The sequence below is a fragment of the Arthrobacter oryzae genome (genome assembly GCF_030812315.1).
Taxonomy (GTDB): Bacteria; Actinomycetota; Actinomycetes; order Actinomycetales; family Micrococcaceae; genus Arthrobacter; species Arthrobacter oryzae_B.
Genome location: NZ_JAUSSM010000008.1, coordinates 177,936 through 198,558 on the forward strand (window position 1 = coordinate 177,936; position 20,623 = coordinate 198,558).

The 20,623-nt window shown below is 66.7% G+C and carries 22 protein-coding genes, 6 tRNA genes and 1 riboswitch; of the genes, 22 read left to right on the plus strand and 6 right to left on the minus strand.

Annotated features, from left to right (window positions below):
* Nucleotides 1-46: 46 nt before the first annotated feature.
* The 5 genes from J2S97_RS16725 to J2S97_RS16745 all read right to left on the minus strand — a co-directional run bounded on the left by J2S97_RS16725 (nucleotide 47) and on the right by J2S97_RS16745 (nucleotide 632).
* Nucleotides 47-121, minus strand: a tRNA-Val gene (locus tag J2S97_RS16725).
* A 75-nt stretch (nucleotides 122-196) separates the two neighbouring features.
* Nucleotides 197-269: transfer RNA gene (locus tag J2S97_RS16730), tRNA-Gly, on the minus strand.
* A 57-nt stretch (nucleotides 270-326) separates the two neighbouring features.
* Nucleotides 327-401, minus strand: a tRNA-Val gene (locus tag J2S97_RS16735).
* A gap of 41 nt (nucleotides 402-442) precedes the next feature.
* Nucleotides 443-513 (minus strand) — tRNA-Cys (locus tag J2S97_RS16740).
* Nucleotides 514-559: 46 nt separating this feature from the next.
* A tRNA-Gly gene (locus J2S97_RS16745) sits at nucleotides 560-632 on the minus strand.
* A 295-nt stretch (nucleotides 633-927) separates the two neighbouring features.
* On the opposite strand from J2S97_RS16745, the gene J2S97_RS16750 reads away from it, so the two are divergent.
* The 14 genes from J2S97_RS16750 to hisF all read left to right on the plus strand — a co-directional run bounded on the left by J2S97_RS16750 (nucleotide 928) and on the right by hisF (nucleotide 12,175).
* Nucleotides 928-1,002 (plus strand) — tRNA-Val (locus J2S97_RS16750).
* Nucleotides 1,003-1,118: 116 nt separating this feature from the next.
* Entirely contained in the window at nucleotides 1,119-2,000 is an 882-nt protein-coding gene (locus J2S97_RS16755) for a PD-(D/E)XK nuclease family protein (protein ID WP_307051074.1), read from the plus strand.
* Nucleotides 2,001-2,055: 55 nt separating this feature from the next.
* Nucleotides 2,056-2,643 carry a peptide deformylase gene (gene def / locus J2S97_RS16760; protein WP_307051075.1) on the plus strand — a complete coding sequence of 196 codons (588 nt, stop codon included), beginning with the start codon at nucleotides 2,056-2,058 and terminating at the stop codon, nucleotides 2,641-2,643.
* Complete coding sequence (gene fmt / locus J2S97_RS16765; protein WP_307051076.1) at nucleotides 2,640-3,560, plus strand: methionyl-tRNA formyltransferase; 921 nt, start codon at nucleotides 2,640-2,642, stop codon at nucleotides 3,558-3,560. Before def ends, fmt begins: the two co-directional genes overlap by 4 nt.
* Nucleotides 3,557-5,173 (plus strand): RsmB/NOP family class I SAM-dependent RNA methyltransferase, encoded by a 1,617-nt coding sequence (locus J2S97_RS16770; protein ID WP_307051077.1) that lies wholly within the window; start codon nucleotides 3,557-3,559, stop codon nucleotides 5,171-5,173. Before fmt ends, J2S97_RS16770 begins: the two co-directional genes overlap by 4 nt.
* Nucleotides 5,174-5,234: 61 nt before the next feature.
* A complete protein-coding gene (rpe, locus tag J2S97_RS16775) occupies nucleotides 5,235-5,927 on the plus strand; it encodes a ribulose-phosphate 3-epimerase (protein ID WP_307051078.1) in 693 nt (230 codons plus the stop codon).
* Between the two features lie 60 nt (nucleotides 5,928-5,987).
* Nucleotides 5,988-6,140: riboswitch (FMN riboswitch) on the plus strand.
* 144 nt (nucleotides 6,141-6,284) lie between these two features.
* Nucleotides 6,285-7,418, plus strand: coding sequence for a bifunctional diaminohydroxyphosphoribosylaminopyrimidine deaminase/5-amino-6-(5-phosphoribosylamino)uracil reductase RibD (gene ribD, locus J2S97_RS16780; protein WP_307051160.1), 1,134 nt, complete (start codon nucleotides 6,285-6,287; stop codon nucleotides 7,416-7,418).
* The gene (locus tag J2S97_RS16785) at nucleotides 7,418-8,062 is read left to right on the plus strand and encodes a riboflavin synthase (protein ID WP_307051079.1); all 645 of its coding nucleotides are present in this window, start codon (nucleotides 7,418-7,420) and stop codon (nucleotides 8,060-8,062) included. The genes ribD and J2S97_RS16785 overlap by 1 nt, the downstream gene beginning before the upstream one ends.
* A gap of 38 nt (nucleotides 8,063-8,100) precedes the next feature.
* Entirely contained in the window at nucleotides 8,101-8,796 is a 696-nt protein-coding gene (gene ribB / locus J2S97_RS16790; RefSeq protein ID WP_307051161.1) for a 3,4-dihydroxy-2-butanone-4-phosphate synthase, read from the plus strand.
* Entirely contained in the window at nucleotides 8,793-9,506 is a 714-nt protein-coding gene (gene ribA, locus J2S97_RS16795; RefSeq protein ID WP_307051080.1) for a GTP cyclohydrolase II, read from the plus strand. The genes ribB and ribA overlap by 4 nt, the downstream gene beginning before the upstream one ends.
* Nucleotides 9,507-9,550: 44 nt before the next feature.
* Entirely contained in the window at nucleotides 9,551-10,036 is a 486-nt protein-coding gene (ribH, locus tag J2S97_RS16800; protein WP_307051081.1) for a 6,7-dimethyl-8-ribityllumazine synthase, read from the plus strand.
* A gap of 120 nt (nucleotides 10,037-10,156) precedes the next feature.
* Nucleotides 10,157-10,420, plus strand: coding sequence for a phosphoribosyl-ATP diphosphatase (locus J2S97_RS16805; protein ID WP_028270786.1), 264 nt, complete (start codon nucleotides 10,157-10,159; stop codon nucleotides 10,418-10,420).
* Nucleotides 10,421-10,479: 59 nt separating this feature from the next.
* Nucleotides 10,480-11,340, plus strand: coding sequence for an ATP phosphoribosyltransferase (gene hisG, locus J2S97_RS16810; RefSeq protein WP_307051082.1), 861 nt, complete (start codon nucleotides 10,480-10,482; stop codon nucleotides 11,338-11,340).
* Nucleotides 11,341-11,398: 58 nt separating this feature from the next.
* Complete coding sequence (gene hisF / locus J2S97_RS16815; RefSeq protein WP_307051083.1) at nucleotides 11,399-12,175, plus strand: imidazole glycerol phosphate synthase subunit HisF; 777 nt, start codon at nucleotides 11,399-11,401, stop codon at nucleotides 12,173-12,175.
* 111 nt (nucleotides 12,176-12,286) lie between these two features.
* Here hisF and J2S97_RS16820 read toward each other — a convergent pair whose 3' ends face one another.
* Nucleotides 12,287-12,931: a TIGR03085 family metal-binding protein gene (locus tag J2S97_RS16820; RefSeq protein WP_307051084.1), complete on the minus strand. Its 645-nt coding sequence runs from the start codon at nucleotides 12,929-12,931 to the stop codon at nucleotides 12,287-12,289.
* A gap of 100 nt (nucleotides 12,932-13,031) precedes the next feature.
* On the opposite strand from J2S97_RS16820, the gene hisI reads away from it, so the two are divergent.
* From hisI to lgt, 8 genes are all read left to right on the plus strand, one after another.
* Nucleotides 13,032-13,517: a phosphoribosyl-AMP cyclohydrolase gene (hisI, locus tag J2S97_RS16825; protein ID WP_307051085.1), complete on the plus strand. Its 486-nt coding sequence runs from the start codon at nucleotides 13,032-13,034 to the stop codon at nucleotides 13,515-13,517.
* Between the two features lie 85 nt (nucleotides 13,518-13,602).
* Nucleotides 13,603-15,210 (plus strand): anthranilate synthase component I, encoded by a 1,608-nt coding sequence (locus tag J2S97_RS16830; protein WP_307051086.1) that lies wholly within the window; start codon nucleotides 13,603-13,605, stop codon nucleotides 15,208-15,210.
* Complete coding sequence (locus J2S97_RS16835) at nucleotides 15,210-15,893, plus strand: Trp biosynthesis-associated membrane protein (protein WP_307051087.1); 684 nt, start codon at nucleotides 15,210-15,212, stop codon at nucleotides 15,891-15,893. Before J2S97_RS16830 ends, J2S97_RS16835 begins: the two co-directional genes overlap by 1 nt.
* 88 nt (nucleotides 15,894-15,981) lie before the next feature.
* Complete coding sequence (locus J2S97_RS16840) at nucleotides 15,982-16,269, plus strand: HGxxPAAW family protein (RefSeq protein ID WP_307051088.1); 288 nt, start codon at nucleotides 15,982-15,984, stop codon at nucleotides 16,267-16,269.
* Nucleotides 16,270-16,271: 2 nt separating this feature from the next.
* Nucleotides 16,272-17,090, plus strand: a complete 819-nt coding sequence (gene trpC, locus J2S97_RS16845) for an indole-3-glycerol phosphate synthase TrpC (protein WP_307051089.1) — start codon at nucleotides 16,272-16,274, stop codon at nucleotides 17,088-17,090.
* Nucleotides 17,091-17,174: 84 nt separating this feature from the next.
* A complete protein-coding gene (gene trpB / locus J2S97_RS16850) occupies nucleotides 17,175-18,506 on the plus strand; it encodes a tryptophan synthase subunit beta (protein ID WP_307051090.1) in 1,332 nt (443 codons plus the stop codon).
* Complete coding sequence (gene trpA, locus J2S97_RS16855) at nucleotides 18,503-19,321, plus strand: tryptophan synthase subunit alpha (protein ID WP_307051091.1); 819 nt, start codon at nucleotides 18,503-18,505, stop codon at nucleotides 19,319-19,321. Before trpB ends, trpA begins: the two co-directional genes overlap by 4 nt.
* 3 nt (nucleotides 19,322-19,324) lie before the next feature.
* Nucleotides 19,325-20,524: a prolipoprotein diacylglyceryl transferase gene (gene lgt / locus J2S97_RS16860; protein WP_307051092.1), complete on the plus strand. Its 1,200-nt coding sequence runs from the start codon at nucleotides 19,325-19,327 to the stop codon at nucleotides 20,522-20,524.
* Nucleotides 20,525-20,623: the final 99 nt, after the last annotated feature.

The window sequence follows — 20,623 nt, forward strand, 5'->3', positions numbered from 1 at the left end:
ACGCTGCATTCAGGCAACAAAAAAGCAGCTCCGGAGAGCTGCTTCGTGGTGGGCGATACTGGGATCGAACCAGTGACCTCTTCCGTGTCAGGGAAGCGCGCTACCGCTGCGCCAATCGCCCGCAACCGGAAGAATCCGGCGGGTTCGGCGGAAACATCCGGCATAGCCGGGGGTGTTGCGCCATTAAAGAAAAGAGAGCGGACGACGAGATTCGAACTCGCGACATCCACCTTGGCAAGGTGGTGCTCTACCAGCTGAGCTACGTCCGCACATGAAGTACGTGCCGGTGCTACCGGCCGTTCAACAACAAGCAAGTTGCCTTGCTCTGGTGGGCGATACTGGGATCGAACCAGTGACCTCTTCCGTGTCAGGGAAGCGCGCTACCGCTGCGCCAATCGCCCAAATGTCCTCCGGGATTAACCGGAAACCAAGGTTTTCACCGAGGTGGGTACGGGATTCGAACCCGTGTATACGGCTTTGCAGGCCGCTGCCTCGCCTCTCGGCCAACCCACCGTGTAAGCCAGATTCCTGGGAATCTTTGCCTTGACAGTGTCCTGCGAGCGGACGACGAGATTCGAACTCGCGACATCCACCTTGGCAAGGTGGTGCTCTACCAGCTGAGCTACGTCCGCAGTATTGTCAGCATTTCCGTGCCGCATTCGGCATTTCCTCGCGTTCCAACGAGTAAGAACTCTATAGGAGGTTCAGGGAACTTACAAATCGGGGCCGCGCCGACGACGCCGGATGGCTTCGTTTCCTTGAAATCTAGAGGATTTTACTAATTACAGGCGTGTAATTCCGGCCCGTTGTTCGGCCTCCTGCCCCTCGTGTCCGGCGGCGCAACAGTGACGCAATAGGGTGCACGGCCGGCGTCGGACGTCCCGATTTCCAAATGCCGCCAGGGTGGGCTAGCATTCAATGGCATTGGGGCGATTGGCGCAGTGGTAGCGCGCTTCGTTCACACCGAAGAGGTCACTGGTTCGAACCCAGTATCGCCCACCAATGAATGGCCCGTTCCGCTGAATCAGCGGGACGGGCCATTTCGCTTTCCGGGCGGCCTGTTCCCGCCGGCACTTCACGCACGTATTCCTGTCAGCCCTTCATGAAAGAGTATTTGCATGACTGATCCACTCCTTGCCCACGCCACGGAATACGGGCGGATGTACGCACGCTCCACATCCGACTCATTCTCCGTTCCGTCCATTACTACGGTCATCGGCCAGCAGCCGCACGGCCTTGACGGGTGGTTCGGGTACATGGGGGCGAACAGCCTTGCCAGCGATCCGTCGCTCCCCGCCATCCTGGGAAGCCCGGCCAAAGTCCGCCAGGCGGTCAGCCGGGCAGCAAAGGCCGCTGAAACCTACCGCGACGACGCCGCGAAGCGCGGGGACCGGGTGCACAACTACTGCGAACAGGTTGCGCTCAGGGCCCTCGGGCGGCCCCACCAGATGAAGGAAATGCGGGAGGCCCTGGCCGCAAACGGCGAGGAAGCCTTCGCCGCGCGCTTTGATGAGTGGTGGGAACTCTTTGGTGTGGAGCCCATTGCACCCGAAGTCACGGTCTGGAACAAGACAGTCGGCTATGCGGGCACCCTTGACCTCGTGGCAAAGATCAATGGCAGGACCTGCATCATCGACTACAAAACCAAGGGCACCACAAGGGACGGCACCGTCAAGCCATTGGACGACAAAGTGGTGATGCAGCTCGTGGCAGGGATGAAGGCCGAGGAAAGCCTTGTTGATCCCGTCGCGGGGGAGTGGGAGCCCTGGAAGCACGGCGAGTCCCCGGTGCTCCTGGCGGTCGCTGTGGGCGAAACTGAGGTCCGGCCCATGCGCGCCAATCCGGAGGTGCTCAAGCACCACTGGTGGAAGTTCTGCTCCCTCCGCCGGGTCTGGGAAATGTCCGCCGACACTGTCAGCGCCGGCACAGCGCTGCTTCCCGTGGCGCCGCCGTCGCTGCCCGTGGCGCCGCCCGCGCTGCAGGCTGCGCCCGGAAGGTAGTCGGCCAACTAAACTGGACTGGATCCCGTAGCGCCCATCGAAGGACAGATTGCACATGGCCATTTTGAATATCCGCATCATCGGCGACCCTGTGCTGCGCACAGTTGCCGATCCCGTGACGGAATTCGGGCCGGAACTCGCGAAACTGGTTGCGGACATGACGGAGACCATGGAGGACGTTGACGGCGCAGGCCTGGCCGCGCCCCAGGTCGGAGTCAGCAAGAGGGTCTTTACCTACCGCATCGGCGGCGTGGAGGGCCACATCGTCAACCCCGTGCTGGAGAACAGCGACGACTTCCAGCCCGATGAAGTGGAAGGTTGCCTGTCCATCCCGGGTCTTGGCTTCCCCGTCCGCCGCCGACGCGCCACCCGCGTCACCGGCGTCGACCTGCACGGCAATCCCGTCTCCGTGGAAGGCGAGGGCATGCTTGCCCGCTGCTTCCAGCATGAAACCGACCACCTTGACGGCATTCTCTTCACCGACAGGCTCGAAGGTGAAGATCGCAAGACCGCGCTGCGCTCCATCCGCAATGCCAACTACGACGCCATCACCGAACAGACGACGTCGAAGCGGGCGAAGACTGTGGGCTCCAGCTTCGGTGGCGGAAGCTTCGGCAGCGGCAGTTTCGGCGCCGGCGAGTGAGGGTACTCTTCGCCGGCACGCCGGCTGTCGCAGTACCGTCCCTCAATGCATTGGTGGAGGCAGGCTTTGACGTCGTTGCCGTCCTGACCCGGCCGGACGCGCCGATCGGACGCAAACGCGTGCTGACGCCGTCGCCCGTCGCCGCCCGCGCCGCCGAACTGGGCATTGACGTGATCCACGCTGCCAGGGTGGATGCGGAAGTGACGGCAGGGATCGCCGCAGTCGCGCCTGATGTCGCAGCGATCGTGGCGTACGGCGGCCTGATCCCGCGCGCGGCCCTGGATGTGCCACGGCACGGCTGGATCAACCTGCACTTCTCCCTGCTGCCCGCCTGGCGCGGCGCCGCGCCGGTGCAGCGCGCCGTCATGGCCGGGGATGACATCACCGGAGCCGTCACGTTCCATCTCGAGGAAGGGCTGGACACCGGCCCGGTGTTCGGAACCCTCACCGAGGCCGTCCGTCCTGAGGACACTGCCGGTGAACTCCTGGAACGGCTCTCCCACAGCGGTGCGGTCCTGCTTGCCCAGACTCTCTCCGCCATTGACTCCGGGCGGGCCGCAGCGGTTCCCCAAAAGGGCGACGTGTCCCTGGCGCCTAAACTGGGCATCGATGACGGTCGGATCGACTGGCAGGAACCCGCTCTCGCGATTGGGCGCAGGGCGCGCGGCGTCACGCCCGAACCCGGCGCATGGACCACCCTCGAAGGGCAGCGCGTCAAGCTCGAACCGGTGGTGCTCCGGACGGACGGCCCGGAACTGAAGCCTGGACAGGTGCTGCTCAACGGAAAAAGCGTGCTGGTAGGGACAGGGTCCCACCCTGTAGAGCTGACGCGGATACAGCCCTCGGGCAAAAAGATGATGGCCGCCGCCGACTGGGCGCGCGGACAGGCTGCACTGGAAGGCGTGGTATTCGAATGAGTGAGTCCGGAACGGGCGGCAGCGGCCGCGGCAAGGATCCCCGGCACGGCGGCGGTCAGGAAGGCAGGCAGGCCGGTGGCCAGCGCGGGGAACCCTCCGGCAGCAGCCGACATGGCAGCCAGCGGGACGCCCAGGGACGGGAGCGCAACCGCGGCCCGAAGCGGAACTTTTCCGAGAACGCCCCCTCCCAGCGCACCCGCCGGGCTGATCCGGCCCGGCTCGTGGCTTTTGAGGTGCTGCGTGCCGTTGCCTCGGAAGATGCCTACGCAAACCTCGTGCTGCCCGCCCGGATCCGCCACCATGGGCTGGACAAGCGGGACGCCGGTTTCGCCACCGAGCTGAGCTACGGCGCCCTCCGCGGCCAGGGCACCTATGACGCCGTCCTGGCCCGCTGCGTTGACCGGCCCCTGGACCAGCTGGACCCTGCCATCCTGGACGCACTGCGCATCGGCGCCCACCAGCTGCTGGCCATGCGCGTCCCTGCGCACGCTGCCCTGGACCAGACCGTAGGGCTGGCCCGCGCCGTGATTGGCGCCGGACCGTCGGCCCTCATCAACGCTGTTCTCCGCAAAGTCTCCGCCCGTACCCTCGAGGAGTGGCTGGAACTGCTCCTCAGCGACGAGACGGACGAAACCCGGATCGCCTCCATCCGCTACGCCCACCCGGAGTGGATTGTCCGCGCCCTGAGGCAGTCCCTCGTGGCACACGGCCGCCCCGTCAGTGAAATCAACGAACTCCTCGAGGCGGACAACGCTGCCCCCGTAGTGAACCTCGTGGCCCTGCCCGGGCTGGGCAGCCTTGACGAAGCGCTGGACGGCGGAGCAACCGCGGGCGAACTCGTGGAAGGCTCGGCGCTCTCCAGCGGAGGAGACCTCGGCCGGCTGGCGTCCGTGCGCGAAGGCAGCACCAGGGTCCAGGATGTGGGCTCTCAGCTGGTGGCCCGCGCCATGGCTGCCGTGGACCTGGCTGGTGTTGGTGTGGAACGGGCGGACGTGGCGGCCGACGGCGAGGCGGGCGAAAAATGGCTTGACCTTTGTGCCGGACCGGGCGGCAAGGCTGCCCTCCTGGGCGCACTCGCCCGGCAGCGCGGAGCCACCCTGCTGGCCAACGAACCCGCACCGCACCGTGCCAAGCTGGTGCGGCAGGCACTTGCCGCTGTCCCGCACGAGGTCTGGCATGTCAGGACCGGCGACGGCCGCGACGTGGGCACGGAAATGGCGGGAACATTCGACCGCGTGCTGGTCGACGTCCCCTGCAGCGGCCTCGGTGCCCTGCGGCGCAGGCCCGAATCGAGATGGCGGCGTACTCCCAAGGACCTCGCGGACCTTGGCCCCCTCCAGCGCGAACTGCTCAAGTCAGCCTTGGACGCCGTCCGGCCCGGCGGCGTGGTGGCCTACGTAACCTGTTCGCCGCACCCGGCGGAAACAACCGCCGTCGTCACCGATGCCCTGCGCAAGCGCGATGACCTCGAACTGCTCGACGCCGGCGCCGTCCTGGACAAGGTGAGCCTGCCGGGCCACCTTGAAGCCGGACATGAACTGACGGCCCAGCTGTGGCCCCATGTGCACCGGACCGACGCCATGTTCCTGGCCCTCATCCACAAAAAGCCCTGACCCTTCCGCAACACCCTGATCCCCCGACTTCAGTGATCCGCCTTCAGTGAAAGGAGCCGACATGGCTCAGTGCTGCATCAACCCCAGCATCCTCTCCGCCGACTTCGTCAACCTCGAGGCGGAGCTGCGCAGAATCAGCAACGCCGATGCCGTCCATGTCGACGTCATGGACAACCACTTTGTGCCGAACCTGACCCTCGGGCTGCCCGTGGTCCAGCGCATCCAGGCCGTCAGCCCGGTACCGCTGGATGCGCACCTGATGATCGCCGACGCCGACCGCTGGGCACCCGCGTATGCCGACGCTGGCGTTGCCTCCGTGACGTTCCACGTCGAAGCATCCATCGCGCCCATCAAACTGGCGCGGGAACTCCGGGCGCGCGGGGCGAAGGCCGGAATGGCGCTGCGCCCCGGCACTCCGGTGGAGCCCTACCTGGACATGCTTTCGGAACTGGACCTCCTCCTGATCATGACCGTGGAACCGGGTTTCGGCGGCCAGTCATTCCTTGACCTGACCCTCCCCAAGATCAGGCGTGCCCGGGCAGCCATCGACGGTGCAGGCACCGGTGTGGCACTGCAGGTGGACGGCGGCATCACCGAGGAGACGATTGTCCGTGCGGCCGAGGCAGGCGCGAACGTCTTCGTCGCAGGGTCAGCGGTGTACGGTGCGGACGATCCCGCGACGGCGATTGAGCGCCTGAGGGCAGCCGGCTCGCGTCCGGTGACGGCCGGGGCGAACGCCGTCCCGGAATCATGACGGAGTCTGACGGGAATAGCAGGACCAGTCACTCAGTTGTGACAGAATAACAAGACACACTACGTGCTCCGGGGTCGGTGTAAGTCCGAACCGGCGGTGACAGTCCGCGACCCGCGAGCCGGCACAGGTCCTATCCAGGAGCTGTTCCGGCGGACGGTTGAACCGGTGAAATTCCGGTACCGACAGTTAAAGTCTGGATGAGAGAAGCACGTACAGCTGTTACTGCAGCGCCCCTCGGGCGGTGCGGTATTGCGCTGTCGTATACCCCCGGAGCCAACGCGGTTCTCGAGGGAAGGAACGACGGACGCTTTGACGCCGCAGACAACAGCCATATTCAGCGCTGCCGAGATCGATGCCATGGAGGCCGCCCTCGACGCGGCGCTCCAGGGCCCCCGCGGGGCAAATCCGCTGGTGGGCGCCGTCGTCGTCGGACCGGACGGTCAGCAGCTGGTGACCGGGTACCACCGCGGTGCCGGGACCGCCCACGCGGAGGCCGACGCCATTGCCCAGGCAGCCATGAAGGGCATCGACCTGAGCGGGTCCACCATGGTGGTCACCCTGGAACCCTGCAACCACTGCGGCCGGACCGGGCCGTGCGCCCAGGCAATCATCGATGCCGGCATCGCTTCCGTGGTGTACGCCGTGGATGACCCCCATGATCCGGCCGCGGGCGGAGCGGCAACGCTGCGGGCCGCAGGCGTCAACGTCCGTTCCGGGCTGTCCGCCCGGGCTGCATTCGAGCTGAACCGCAGGTGGTTTGAAGCAGTGCTCGCCAAGCGCCCCTTCGTCACCCTCCACATCGCCCAGACCCTGGACAGCCGCATCGCGGCAGCGGACGGCACCAGCCAGTGGATCTCCAGCCCGGAATCCCTTGCTGACAACCACGGACTCCGCAGCCGGGTTGATGCCATCCTGGTGGGCACCCAAACGCTCCTGGTGGACAACCCGCGGCTCACGGCCCGGGACGCCTCGGGCGAAGCCGCCGGCAGCCAGCCGCTGCGGGCGGTCATGGGGCTCCGCGGAATTCCCGCCGACGCCGCGATCCACGGGGACGACGGCCGCGTGCTGCACCTGCCCACCCGCGACCCGCACGAGGCCCTGGACCAACTCTTCTCCGCCGGTGTCCGGCACCTCATGGTGGAAGGCGGTTCCCGGATACTGAGCGCCTTCCTCGCCGCCGGACTGGTGGACGAACTGATTGTGTACCTGGCACCCACGCTGCTGGGCTCCGGCACGGCAGCCCTCGGTGACCTCGGCATCACCACCCTGGCTCAGGCCCAGAGCTGGGAATGGGACCAGGCGTCCGGCGGAGCAGTGCAGACCCTCGGCCGGGACCTGAGGCTGCACCTCTTCCCGGGTGAACCGGCCCCGGCACCCCAGGAAGGCGCCGCGGCCCAAGAGGCCGACTCCGAACTTTTTTCATCCCTAACCCATGTACCCGAATCCCTACCGCACCGCACCGGCGCGGGCACCGCCACAGGAGGCCACTGATGTTTACCGGAATTATTGCCGAACAGGGCAGGGTCCTGTCCGTCGAACGCAACGGCGACGTCAGCGCCACGGTGCGCCTGCATGCGCCCGGCAGCACCGAGGGACTGGCACTTGGCGGCTCAGTGGCCGTCAATGGAGTGTGCCTGACCGCCACCGCCATTGACGGCAAGGACTTCAGCGTCGACGTCATGGGCGAGACCCTGGTCCGGAGCACCATCGGAGAGCTCGACGCCGGCGACACCGTGAACCTGGAACGCTGCGTTCCCGCCGGCGGACGCCTGGACGGACATGTTGTCCAGGGACACGTGGACGGAGTCGGCGAACTCCTCGAACGCGAGGGGCTGGGCAATTGGGACCGGCTGCGGTTCGGGGTGCCCGTGCGGCTGGCACGCTACATCGCCGAGAAGGGTTCCATCGCCGTCGACGGGGTTTCCCTCACGGTCACGGCAGTCAGCGACGCCGCGGAATCCGCCCCGTGGTTCGAGGTGGGCCTCATTCCCACCACATTGGCCGAAACCGGGCTGGGGGCGAAGAGCCCTGGAAGCAGGGTGAACCTGGAAGTTGATGTGCTGGCCAAGTACACCGAACGCCTGCTCGCCTTCGCCGGCGGCACCGCAGCAGCCGGAGCGGGGGAGTCGAAGTGAACCAGCTCAAGCACGCGCCCGAAAACCTGGGTGCCGCCCTGTCCGCCCCGTCCGTTAATGAGCCGGCCGACGCCAGGACCGGGCTGGACCCGATCGAAGACGCCGTCCGCGCCATGGCCGCCGGTCGTCCGGTCCTCGTAGTGGACAACGAGGACCGCGAAAACGAAGGCGACATCATTTTCGCCGCCCAGCACGCCACCCCAGCCCTGATGGGGTGGACCGTCCGCTACAGCTCCGGCGTGATCTGCGTACCGCTCGACGGCGCCCGGGCCGACGCCCTGTTGCTGCCGCCGATGGTGGAGGTCAACGAGGACTCCAAGGGCACCGCCTACACCGTGTCCTGCGACGCCGCCGAAGGTGTGAGCACTGGAATCTCCGCAACGGACCGGGCACTCACTGCCCGCGTGCTGGCGGATCCCGAAAGCCGACCGGGATCAATCACCCGCCCCGGGCATGTTTTCCCGCTCCGCGCCGTTAACGGTGGAGTGCGTGAACGTCCGGGCCACACCGAAGCGGCCGTGGACCTGTGCCGGCTTGCCGGACTGGAACCGGTGGGCGTGATCGCGGAGGTTGTGTACGACGACGGAGAGATGATGCGCCTGGACGGACTTCGCGGCTTCGCAGCAGAACATGGCTGCCCCCTGATCTCGATCGAGGATCTGGTGGCATACCTGGAAGCAGCGCAGACCACCGGACAGGCAGCGGTCCCGGCAGGGAGTGAGGAGATACGATGACGACTTCAGAGGCACGAAACGAGGTCAGGGCAGAGCGGGGGACCCACCCGGTGAGCGGGGGTCCCATCGTCCAGCTGCCCAGTGAGTTCGGCGAGTTCGTGGCACAGGCCTGGACGGACCTGGTGACCGGTGCGGAACACCTGGCGATCAGCTCCCCCCTCCCGCCGGTCGACGGAAAAGCGCCGCTGGTCCGCCTGCACTCGGAGTGCCTGACCGGAGACGTCTTCGGCTCTTACCGCTGCGACTGCGGCGAACAGCTGGCGTACGCGCTGGAAAAGATCAATGAAGAGGGCGGAACCCTGCTCTACCTGCGGGGCCAGGAAGGCCGCGGCATCGGCCTGGCCAACAAGATCAAGGCCTACGCGCTGCAGGAAGCCGGCTTCGACACCGTGGAAGCCAACGAGCAGCTGGGCCTGCCTGTTGACGCCCGCCGCTACAACGCTGCAGCGCAGATCCTGGCCGAGATGGGCCTCCAGGAAGTGCGGTTGCTGAGCAACAACCCGGACAAGCAGAACCGACTGGCGGAAGCCGGCGTAAGCGTGGTGGAAATGGTCCCGACAGAGGTGCCGTCGCGCGAGCAGAACATCCGTTACCTGCAGACCAAGAAGGACCGAATGGACCACCGGCTCACCCTGGACACCCAGGCGGCCGAGCCGGTGACGGTCCTTCCGGCCGGCAGCCAGAGCACTTTCCAGCACGAACAAGACTGACCCGAACAAGACTGACCAACAGAGAACGAACCAGGAGACTTTTAATGAGTGGACACGGCGCACCGGAGATTGACCTCACCACCCTCGACCCGGCGGAGACGTCGCAGCTGAAGCTGGCCATCGTGGCCGCCAGCTGGCACACCCAGATCATGGACGGGCTGCTGGACGGCGCCCTCCGCGCCGCGAAGGACGCCGGCATCAACGAACCCACTGTCCTGCGGGTGCCAGGCAGCTTCGAGCTCCCCGTGGCCGCCGCCCGTCTGGCGAAGCACTTCGATGCCGTCGTGGCGCTTGGCGTCGTGATCCGCGGCGGCACACCGCACTTCGAATACGTCTGCGAGGCGGCCACGATGGGCCTCACCGACGTCAGCGTCAACACGGGCGTACCCGTTGGCTTCGGAGTGCTCACGTGCGACACCGAACAGCAGGGCCTGGACCGTGCGGGCCTGCCCGGTTCCAAAGAGGACAAGGGCCACGAGGCCGTCACCGCTGCGCTGGCCACCGCCGTGACCCTGAAGCAGTACCGGTAAAGGCGTGCCCTTGCTTGCTCCGGTCCTGCTTGCTCCGGTCCTGTGTGTTGCCTCACATCCGCGCCGTCATGGAACGGCCCGACAGGCGGGGTCAGGCCCGGAGCAAGTAGGCTGGAGGGCGTGAAGAATTTCGAGACGCTGTTCGCAGAACTGAGTGAGAAGGCGGCCACCCGGCCGGCAGGCTCCCGCACCGTCGCAGAATTGGAGTCCGGAGTCCACGGCATCGGCAAGAAGGTCGTGGAGGAAGCCGCCGAAGTCTGGATGGCTGCCGAGTACGAATCCGATGAGGCCGCAGCCGAGGAAATCTCCCAGCTCCTGTACCACCTGCAGGTTCTGATGCTCGCCAAAGGCCTGACCCTGGAAGACGTCTACAAGCATCTGTAGCCATGCTGAGCGTGGCCGATTGCCTGTAACCAAGACTTCCTAACCCAGAAAGACCCCCCATGCTGCGAGTTGCCGTCCCCAACAAGGGATCCCTGTCCGAAGCGGCTTCGGCCATGCTGTCCGAAGCCGGTTACCGCCAGCGCCGCGATACCCGCGAACTGGTCATGGTGGACCCGGATAACGACATTGAATTCTTCTTCCTCCGCCCGCGGGACATTGCCGTTTACGTCGGCCGGGGAACGCTCGACGTCGGCATCACCGGCCGCGACCTGCTCCTCGACGCCGAAGTGGAAGCCGAAGAGCTGCTGCCGCTGGGCTTTGCCGCCTCGACGTTCCGGTTCGCCGGCCCGGTGGGCGATTTCAGCGCAGCCGAACAGCTCGAAGGCAAGCGCCTGGCCACCAGCTATGACGGCCTCCTGCGCGGCTACCTCGCCGAGCGCGGCATCAACGCCAAAGTTGTCCGCCTGGACGGCGCTGTCGAATCATCGGTGCGCCTCGGCGTCGCGGACGCGATTGCCGACGTCGTCGAAACCGGCAACACGCTGAAGGCGGCCGGGATGGAGATCTTCGGCGAACCGATCCTCAAGTCGGAAGCGGTGCTGATCCGCCGCACCGGCCAGGAAGGTACCGCGAACGGCACGGCCAAGGAGGTCGAGGTGCTGATCCGCCGCCTGCAGGGCGTGCTGGTCGCCCGGCAGTACGTCCTGATGGACTACGACATCCGCAAGGAACTCGTGGAGCAGGCCGCGGCCCTGACTCCCGGCCTGGAATCACCCACGGTCTCGCCGCTGCGCGATTCGGAATGGGTTGCCGTCCGGTCCATGGTTCCCAAGAAGGAAACCAACCGCATCATGGATGAGCTCTACGACCTGGGCGCCCGCGCCATCCTGGTCAGCAGCATTCACGCCTGCCGGATCTGATCCGGGCCCGTACAACGGCCCTCACCGAATCCCCTCCAGCGAATCCTCAGGAGCAATCATGGCTGTAGCAGTGCGCGTCATTCCGTGCCTGGACGTCGACGCCGGCCGCGTGGTCAAAGGCATCAACTTCGAGGGCCTCCGGGATGCCGGGGATCCCGTTGAACTGGCACACCGCTACGACAACGGCGGAGCCGACGAACTGACGTTCCTGGACGTAACCGCGTCCTCAGGCAACCGCGAGACCACCTTCGACGTTGTCCGCCGCACCGCTGAGGAAGTCTTCATTCCGCTGACGGTCGGCGGCGGTGTCCGCGGCGTTGCCGAGGTGGACAAGCTGCTGCGCTTCGGGGCGGACAAGGCCTCCATCAATACGGCTGCCGTCGCCCGGCCAGACGTCATCGACGAAATTACCCGGCATTTCGGCTCCCAGGTCCTGGTGCTCTCCGTCGATGCCCGGCGCACCCGTCCCGGATCCGAGCCCACGGCGTCGGGCTTTGAAGTGACCACGCACGGCGGCCGGCAGGGGACCGGCATTGACGCCATCGCGTGGGCATGTGAGGCTGCGGAGCGCGGCGTCGGAGAAATCCTGCTCAACTCCATCGATGCGGACGGCACCAAGGACGGCTTCGACATCGAACTGATCCGACTGGTGCGCGACGCCGTCAAGGTGCCCATCATCGCGTCCGGCGGTGCGGGAAAGCCCGAGCACTTCCCGCCTGCCGTCGCGGCCGGGGCGGACGCCGTCCTGGCGGCGTCGATCTTCCACTTCGGCCCGGTCGACATGATCTCGCAGGTCAAGACGGCTATCCGTGCGGCGGGTTTCGAAGTCCGCTAGCGGTGACCCCGGCAGCAACGCGGGGCCACGTGGGCTGTCATCCTTTGACCGGATGGCGCGACGTGGCCCCGCGTTTGCCGTTTAAGGGCACGGTTCAAAGGGCGAGGGTATTTAGAGCCCGACTTCGGCTGATTGCAGCAGCGCGACGGCGTCCGGCTGGCCTTCGAAGGTGACCAGCGCATGGCGGGTCCGGCCGTGGGCGTGCATGAGCAGCTCGCCGGGTTCGCCCACAATGGCCACCGATACGGGGGCGCGCTTGGCGACGTGGCGCGGACCGGACGGACGCACCAGCACGATGCCCAGGTCGACTCCGCGGTACAGGATGGCTGCGCGCTTGACGAGTTCGTCCCACAGCGCGTCCGAATATTCCTCGTCCAAGGCCCGCGGCGCCCACCGGTCCACGGCACGGCGGACGTCCTCGGTGTGCACGAAGTACTCGATCAGGTTGGAGCTTTCGGCCAGGGCCTTGATCCGCAGCGGCGACAGTGCCGGAGGGCCGCCGCGGAAGGTGTTGACCAGCCGGGTGTAGTCCTCGGGGGTTTTGACCTTCGCAGCCAGTTTCGCGGTGGCTTCATCGGAGGCTTTGGCGAGGCTCTTGATGATCAGGCCAAGCCCGACGCCGGCCTTGCGTTCGCGCAGGTAAAGGTGCGCGGCGAGGTCACGGGTGTGCCAGCCCCGGCAGAGCGTGGGGGAGTCAGGGCCGGCCGCCAACAGGGTTTCGGCCAGGACTTCTCGGGACGGATCGACGAAATGCATCACTTGTGAAACTAGCACGAGAGGCGGCGAGTTGCGCAGCGGAAGCGTTGCGAATTTCGAGCTGATCGTCACACTGCGGTGAGGCACTAGACTTGGTCTGATGTCTGAGCAGCCCGCCCCCGCCCCAGTACCCGTTTCAGCGCCCGACGCACCGCCCGTTTCGGCACCCGATACTGCACGCGCTGCCGCGCCCGCTGCTGCACACGAAACAAGGGTTCTTCCCGCCGATGTGGCGGACGCCCTCAAGCGCGACGGCGCCGGCCTGGTGGCGGCCATCGTCCAGCAGTTCGACACCAACGAGGTCCTTATGCTGGGTTGGATGGACGACGAGGCGCTGCGGCGCACCATGACCACCGGGAGGGTGACGTTCTACTCCCGCTCCCGGCAGGAATACTGGCGCAAGGGCGATACGTCCGGCCACGTGCAATGGGTCAAGTCGGTTGCGCTGGACTGCGACGGCGATGCCCTGCTGGTCCGCGTTGACCAGGTTGGCGCGGCCTGCCACACGGGCACACGGACCTGTTTCGACGGCCGCGAGCTGTCCGTTGTTTCCGGCGAAGCCAGCGTCGCCGGGAACGCCAGCTAGCACTTTCCAAGCCGGGAGCGGCGCAGGCCGGACCCCCACCCACAAGATCCAGGCACCACTTCAGAACAGGCGGACAACCATAGCCATGCAGGACCTTGGAATCATCAGCCCGGGCCTCGACGAATTCCGGGAACTCGCCAGCCACAGCCGCGTCATCCCCGTCCGGCTCAAGGTACTGGCCGATGCGGAGACGCCCATCGGGCTCTACCGGAAGCTGGCGAACGGCCAGCCCGGCACCTTCCTGATGGAATCCGCCGCCGTGGGCGGGGCATGGTCCCGCTATTCCTTCATCGGCGCCAGGTCCCGTGCCACCCTGACCACCAAGGACGGCCAGGCACACTGGCTGGGCCAGCCGCCGGCCGGCGTACCCGTGGACGGCAATCCAGTGGATGCCATCAGGGACACTGTGGAGGCACTCCGCACCGACCGCTTCGACGGTCTGCCGCCGTTCACCTCCGGCCTGGTGGGGTTCCTCGGCTGGGAAACCGTGCGGCACTGGGAAAAGCTCACCAGCCCGCCGGAAGACGACCTGCAGCTGCCGGAAATGGCCCTGAACCTGGTCACCGACATGGCGGTGCACGACAACATGGACGGCACCGTCCTGCTGATCGCCAACGCCATCAACTTCGACAACAGCTCCGAGCGCGTGGACGAGGCCTGGCACGACGCCGTGGCCCGGGTCAAGGCACTCCTGGCCAAGGTCAGCACGCCGGTGGAGCAGCCGATTTCGGTCCTGGAACCTGCCGCGCTGGACTTTGCCTCCAGCGTGCAGGAGCGCTGGAACGAACCCGACTACCTCGCTGCACTGGACCGCGGCAAGGAAGCGATCGTTGACGGTGAAGTGTTCCAGGTGGTCATCTCCCGCCGCTTCGAAATGGAATGCGGCGCGGACCCGCTGGACGTGTACCGGGTCCTGCGGAACACCAATCCCAGCCCGTACATGTACATCTTCAGCCTGGAGGACGCCGCCGGCCGGCAGTACTCCATCGTGGGCTCTTCCCCGGAGGCCCTCGTGACGGTCACGGGCGAGGAAGTGATCACCCACCCCATCGCCGGTTCCCGTCCCCGCGGCAAGACAGTGGATGCGGACAAGGCATTCGCCGAGGAGCTCCTGGCGGACCAGAAGGAACGCGCCGAACACCTCATGCTGGTGGACCTGTCCCGCAACGACCTCTCCAAGGTGTGCGTCGCCGGAACGGTGGATGTCACGCAGTTCATGGAGGTGGAGCGCTTCAGCCACATCATGCACCTGGTTTCCACGGTGGTAGGCAAGCTCGCCCCCGCCGCCAAGGCCTACGACGTCCTGAAGGCCACGTTCCCCGCCGGTACGCTCTCCGGAGCCCCCAAGCCGCGCGCTCTTCGGCTTTTGGACGAGCTGGAGCCGCACCGCCGGGGTATCTACGGCGGCGTGGTGGGTTACCTGGACTTCGCCGGTGACATGGACATGGCGATCGCCATCCGTTCCGCACTGCTCCGCGAAGGCCGGGCCTACGTCCAGGCCGGCGGCGGCATCGTGGCCGACTCCGTCAACCCGACGGAAGCCCTGGAAACCGTCAACAAGGCTGCCGCGCCGCTGCGTGCCGTGCACACGGCCGGTTCCCTGCACAACATCACCGCCGACTCCGTTCCGGAGCCGGGAGGGACAGCCGGCCGAGACGCCGGCGGTCCGCCCAGCCAGGGCGAAAACCGCTGATGGGCGTCCAGGAAGACGGCGTCCGGAAAGACGGCGCCAGGGAAGACGGCGGCCAGGAACATGAGGCCGGCCAACCGGCCGCCAGTCGCACCGGAGCCCCGGTGTGGGCGCGGAAGTCCTCACTGGTCCTGATCATCGCCGCCATGGCCCTCGCGGCCTTCGGCAGCACAACCCAGACGTGGCTGACGGTCCACCTTGACCCGGCGCAGCTGGGCCAGGCGGTCAGCAGCCAGGACGGCCTCCAGGTGCAGGGCAGCAAGGCAGCCACCACTGTCACCGCGCTGGCCCTGGTGGCGCTGGCGGGCGGCCTGGCCGCCTCGATCGCCGGCCGGATCGCCCGCTGGATCATCACAGCGATCATCGTCCTGGCCTCGGCAGGCATCGTGACCGCGGCCGTCACGGTCATGGCCGACCCTCTTGCTGCTGCCCAGGGATCCATCGCGGCCGCGACCGGGATCACCGGGAGCAGCGTGCAGGTGAGTGTTTCCGCGTTTCCCGCTCTCGCCGTCGTCGCCGGCGTCCTGCTGGGGCTGGGAGCCCTGCTGATCATCCCGGCGGGACGTTACTGGAAGTCCCGGACCAAGTATGACGCCGCAGCGGCCGGCACGGACGGCGCTCCCGAGGGCCCTGCGGACGAGATCGACAGCTGGGACAGGCTGTCCCGGGGCGACGATCCCACGTAGGCCGGGCCCGCCGATGTCCCCGGCCGATGTCCAAGGTAGCGCCAAAAAATGGCAGAATGTAAGCAGTATTCATCCTGAGGAGATTTCCATGAGCAAAGCCACTGTTTCCGCATCCAAATCCGCTGCTGCGGAAAACGTCAACACCGGCGTCGACCACAGCGCAGACCTCGGCCACGGCAACAGCCCGGCAGCCTGGACGTGTGTGATCGTTATGCTGATCGGCGCACTCATCGCGTCCATCGCGTTCGTTATCGCCAGCACGCCCATCTTCATTGCCGGCGCAGCCGTGATGGTGATCGGCCTGCTTGCCGGCTGGGTCATGCGCAAGGCCGGCTACGGCGTGGACGGCAGCAAGCTGAAGAACTCCGGCCACTAGCAGTGACTGTCCTCGATGACATCAATGCCGGCGCCCGGGAAGACATGGAGGCCCGCCGGCGCCTGGTGTCCCTCGCCGAGCTGAAGGAACGCGCCGCGGCGACGGCGCCCGCGCGGGACGCATGGGCTGCCCTCGGCGGGGATTCCTCGCCGCGGAACCAGCTGAAGGTCATTGCCGAAATCAAGCGGCGCAGCCCTTCGAAGGGCGACCTGGCGAGTATCGACGATCCCGCCGAACTGGCTGTCCAATACGCCGACGGCGGAGCTTCCGTCATCAGCGTGCTCACCGAACAGCGCCGCTTCAGCGGATCCCTCGCCGACTTCGACGCCGTCCGCAGAGCAGTGGATGTTCCGCTCCTGCGCAAGGATTTCACGGTTGACGAATACCAGATCTGGGAAGCCCGCGCCCACGGCGCGGACCTGGTCCTGCTGATCGTGGCATCGCTGAGCGACGCGGAGCTGCGCGATTTCAGCCAGCTCACCCGTGAACTGGGCATGAACGCCCTGGTGGAGACGCACACGGCCGAGGAGATCGAGCGCGCAGTCGCTGCGGAAGCGCGGATCATCGGCGTCAACGTGCGCAACCTCAAGACGCTCGACGTCGACCGTTCCGTTTTTGCCTCCCTCGCGGGCAGCATCCCGCAGGGAGCGGTCATCGTTGCCGAGTCCGGAGTGCGCGGCGCGGATGATGTCCGGCATTACGCCTCGAACGGCGCCAACGCCGTCCTGGTGGGAGAAGCGCTCGTGAGCGACGCCACGCCCCGCGAGCGGATTGCCGAATTTACCGCTGCCGGGGCGGAAGCCATCGCAGCACGGGTCTGACGACCGGGGCGCCCGGCCGCGGACAGCTGCGGGCAGGCGCCACCCGATATTTCTTAAGAACAGTGGAACAGGATGGTGAGACCGATGGTCGACGCGCCAACAACCGGCTCTGACGAGGGCACCGCGGACGCATTTCTTGAAGGAGACCGGTCCCTGCGCCACGCGCCAGGTCCCTATTTCGGCTCCTACGGCGGGCGCTGGATGCCCGAATCCCTCATCGCGGCCCTGGATGAGCTGGAGGACACGTTCGAAAAGGCCAAGGCCGACCCGGACTTCGTCGCCCAGATCGCGGACCTGAACAAGAACTACTCCGGCCGCCCGTCCCTGCTCACCGAAGCCAAGCGCTTCGCCGAGCACGCCGGGGGAGTCCGCATCTTCCTCAAGCGCGAGGACCTCAACCATACGGGTTCGCACAAGATCAACAACGTGCTGGGCCAGGCCCTGCTCGCCAAGCGCATGGGCAAGACGCGCGTGATCGCCGAGACCGGCGCCGGCCAGCACGGCGTGGCCAGCGCCACCGCCGCGGCCCTGCTGGGTCTTGAGTGCGTGGTGTATATGGGCGCCGAGGACTGCCGCCGGCAGGCGCTGAACGTTGCCCGCATGGAACTCCTGGGTGCCACGGTCATTCCGGTGACCAGCGGATCACAGACACTCAAGGACGCCATCAACGAGGCACTCCGTGACTGGGTGGCAAACGTCGGCCACACCCACTACCTCCTCGGCACCGCAGCCGGAGCCCACCCGTTCCCGGCCATGGTGCGGTACTTCCACGAGGTCATCGGCGAGGAAGCCCGCGCCCAGATCCTGGACCAGGCCGGCCGGCTGCCCGACGCCGTCTGCGCCTGCATCGGCGGCGGCTCCAACGCCATCGGCATCTTCCACGGCTTCCTGGACGATCCCTCCGTCAGGATCTTCGGCTTCGAGGCCGGCGGCGACGGCGTGGACACCGGACGCCATGCCGCCACCATCACGCTGGGCAAGCCGGGCGTGCTTCACGGCGCACGCTCCTACCTGATGCAGGACGACGACGGCCAGACCATCGAGTCACACTCCATCTCGGCCGGACTGGACTACCCGGGCGTCGGCCCGGAGCACTCCTACCTCGCGGACATCGGGCGCGTCACCTACGAGCCCATCACGGACTCGGAAGCGATGGACGCCTTCCGGCTCCTGTGCCGCACCGAGGGCATCATCCCCGCCATCGAGTCCGCCCACGCCCTGGCCGGCGGCATCAAGGTGGGCCAGCGCCTTGCCGCCGAAGCAGGCAGCGCGGGCGAAGCCGCATCCGGGAAGATCGTGATCGTGAACCTTTCCGGCCGCGGGGACAAGGACGTGGCCACGGCCGCTGAATGGTTCGACCTGCTGGACAAGGATTCCGTAGAGGCCGAGATCGGCAAAGAGGGGGAGCAGCTGTGACCGGCGTCCAGGACATCATCAGCACCAGCAAATCGGCAGCAGCCATCGACAAGGCACGCGCTGAAGGACGGGCAGCCCTCATCGGCTACCTGCCCGCCGGCTACCCCGACGTGGAGCAGACCATTGCAGCCGGCATCGCGCTGGCAGAGAACGGCGCCGACCTGATCGAGATCGGGATCCCGTACTCCGACCCCGTCATGGACGGGGTCGTCATCCAGGCCGCCACCACCGAGGCCCTCGCCAAGGGATTCCACGTCCGCCAGGTCTTCGACGTCGTCCGCGGCATCACCAGCAAGACCGACGCCGCCGTACTGGTGATGACCTACTGGAACCCCGTGATCCGGATGGGCGTGGATGAGTTCTCCCGCCTGCTGGCCGAGGCCGGGGGAGCCGGGCTCATCACCCCTGACCTGATTCCCGACGAAGCCGCCGAGTGGATGGCCGCATCGGACAAGTACGGACTGGACCGCGTGTTCCTCGTGGCCCCGTCCTCCTCGCCGGAGCGGATGAAGCGCACGGTGGATGCCAGCCGCGGCTTCGTCTACGCCGTGTCCATCATGGGCGTCACCGGTGCCCGCGAATCAGTCAGCAGCGCGGCGCAGGGCGTCGTGGCTGCGGCGCACGCGGCAGGAGCGGAACGCGTGTGTGTGGGGCTCGGTGTCTCCAATGCGGGCCAAGTCCGCGAGATTGCGGCCTACGCTGACGGCGTGATCGTGGGGACGGCGCTCGTCGCCGCCATCCGCGACGGTGGCGTGGAGGCTGTCGCAGCCCTCACCAAAGACCTCAGCGCCGGCCTGACCAGGGAAGAAGCCTAAACAATGCAGACTGTCCTCCATGCGGCGGCCATGCTCCCCGCCAGTATTCCGAGTCCGGACTGGTCCGGGTTCGATATTCCGCTGCCGTGGGGGTCACTGCGGATCCACGCGTACGCGCTGTGCATCCTGGCCGGAATCGTCGTTGGCCTCTGGCTGACGTCGGTCCGGTGGAACAAGCGTGGCACGCCGGAGGGCAGCCTGTGGGACATCGCAATCTGGGCGATCCCATTCGGCATTATCGGCGGCCGTCTGTACCACGTGTTCTCGTCCCCGGACGCCTACTTCGGCCCCGGTTTCGACGGCACGGGTGACCTTTCCCTGATCCCGCAGATCCAGCGCGGCGGACTGGGAATCTGGGGTGCTGTCCTGCTCGGCGCCGTGGGCGCCTGGATCGGCTGCCGCCGGGCGGGCGTCAAACTCACCGCGTTCCTGGACGCCGCCGCCCCGGGGCTGCTGCTGGCCCAGGCCGTCGGGCGCTGGGGAAACTACTTCAACCAGGAACTCTTCGGCGGGCCCACCACGCTTCCCTGGGGCCTGCAGATCGATGCCGACAACGCGAACTTCCCGGCGGGGATGCCTGCCGACACCCTGTTCCACCCGACGTTCCTCTATGAGTCCCTCTGGAACATCGCGGGCGTGCTGATCCTGCTGGCCCTGGACCGGAAGTTCAACTTCCGCCGCGGACGGCTGTTCTGGATCTACGCCATGTACTACACGCTGGGCCGGGTCTGGATCGAGGCCATGCGGATCGACGACGCCGAACAGATCAGCCTATTCGGCATCACCACCCGCCTCAACGTCTGGACCAGCATCGTGGTGTTCCTGGCGGCCCTGATCGTGTTCGTGGTGCTGGGTCTCCGGAAACGCGACGAGCCGGACACCCCGTACCTTGACGGTCACATTCCGGCGGAAAATGACGGCGATACAGACGGCGACACACACGCCGGGAACCGCGACGATGCCGAATTGGCAGCCGTTCCGGCGGACAGCAAAAGCATCCGGCATTCGGACAAGAGTGTCTCAGATAGTGAGTCCCGTGGTAATCTCCCTGATAACCAAAGCGGTCCGGGGCACACTTCCGCCCCAACTGAAGCGGTGACGGATTCAACTGCAAGCACCAAGCCCGCCAAGGGCTCGCCGGCAGCTGGAAACCCCGATCACCAGGACTCCGGATCCGCGCCGGACACTGACGGCACCAAGTAGTCAGTTCCGGCAACCGGGCCGCAGAGCTACCGCTCGCAGCGCCCGTTCCCACAGCGTCGTGGCACCAGGGCCCCGTACCCGTCAGCACAGAGCTGCCGA

What these genes read in the sequence shown, in the direction of transcription:
- J2S97_RS16755 (WP_307051074.1), top strand. Translation starts at nt 1,119, where the DNA reads ATGACTGATCCACTCCTTGCCCACGCCACGGAATACGGGCGGATGTAC.
- def (WP_307051075.1), top strand. Translation starts at nt 2,056, where the DNA reads ATGGCCATTTTGAATATCCGCATCATCGGCGACCCTGTGCTGCGCACA.
- J2S97_RS16770 (WP_307051077.1), top strand. Translation starts at nt 3,557, where the DNA reads ATGAGTGAGTCCGGAACGGGCGGCAGCGGCCGCGGCAAGGATCCCCGG.
- rpe (WP_307051078.1), top strand. Translation starts at nt 5,235, where the DNA reads ATGGCTCAGTGCTGCATCAACCCCAGCATCCTCTCCGCCGACTTCGTC.
- ribD (WP_307051160.1), top strand. Translation starts at nt 6,285, where the DNA reads ATGGAGGCCGCCCTCGACGCGGCGCTCCAGGGCCCCCGCGGGGCAAAT.
- J2S97_RS16785 (WP_307051079.1), top strand. Translation starts at nt 7,418, where the DNA reads ATGTTTACCGGAATTATTGCCGAACAGGGCAGGGTCCTGTCCGTCGAA.
- ribA (WP_307051080.1), top strand. Translation starts at nt 8,793, where the DNA reads ATGACGACTTCAGAGGCACGAAACGAGGTCAGGGCAGAGCGGGGGACC.
- ribH (WP_307051081.1), top strand. Translation starts at nt 9,551, where the DNA reads ATGAGTGGACACGGCGCACCGGAGATTGACCTCACCACCCTCGACCCG.
- hisG (WP_307051082.1), top strand. Translation starts at nt 10,480, where the DNA reads ATGCTGCGAGTTGCCGTCCCCAACAAGGGATCCCTGTCCGAAGCGGCT.
- hisF (WP_307051083.1), top strand. Translation starts at nt 11,399, where the DNA reads ATGGCTGTAGCAGTGCGCGTCATTCCGTGCCTGGACGTCGACGCCGGC.
- J2S97_RS16820 (WP_307051084.1), bottom strand. Translation starts at nt 12,931, where the DNA reads ATGCATTTCGTCGATCCGTCCCGAGAAGTCCTGGCCGAAACCCTGTTG.
- hisI (WP_307051085.1), top strand. Translation starts at nt 13,032, where the DNA reads ATGTCTGAGCAGCCCGCCCCCGCCCCAGTACCCGTTTCAGCGCCCGAC.
- J2S97_RS16830 (WP_307051086.1), top strand. Translation starts at nt 13,603, where the DNA reads ATGCAGGACCTTGGAATCATCAGCCCGGGCCTCGACGAATTCCGGGAA.
- J2S97_RS16835 (WP_307051087.1), top strand. Translation starts at nt 15,210, where the DNA reads ATGGGCGTCCAGGAAGACGGCGTCCGGAAAGACGGCGCCAGGGAAGAC.
- J2S97_RS16840 (WP_307051088.1), top strand. Translation starts at nt 15,982, where the DNA reads ATGAGCAAAGCCACTGTTTCCGCATCCAAATCCGCTGCTGCGGAAAAC.
- trpB (WP_307051090.1), top strand. Translation starts at nt 17,175, where the DNA reads ATGGTCGACGCGCCAACAACCGGCTCTGACGAGGGCACCGCGGACGCA.
- lgt (WP_307051092.1), top strand. Translation starts at nt 19,325, where the DNA reads ATGCAGACTGTCCTCCATGCGGCGGCCATGCTCCCCGCCAGTATTCCG.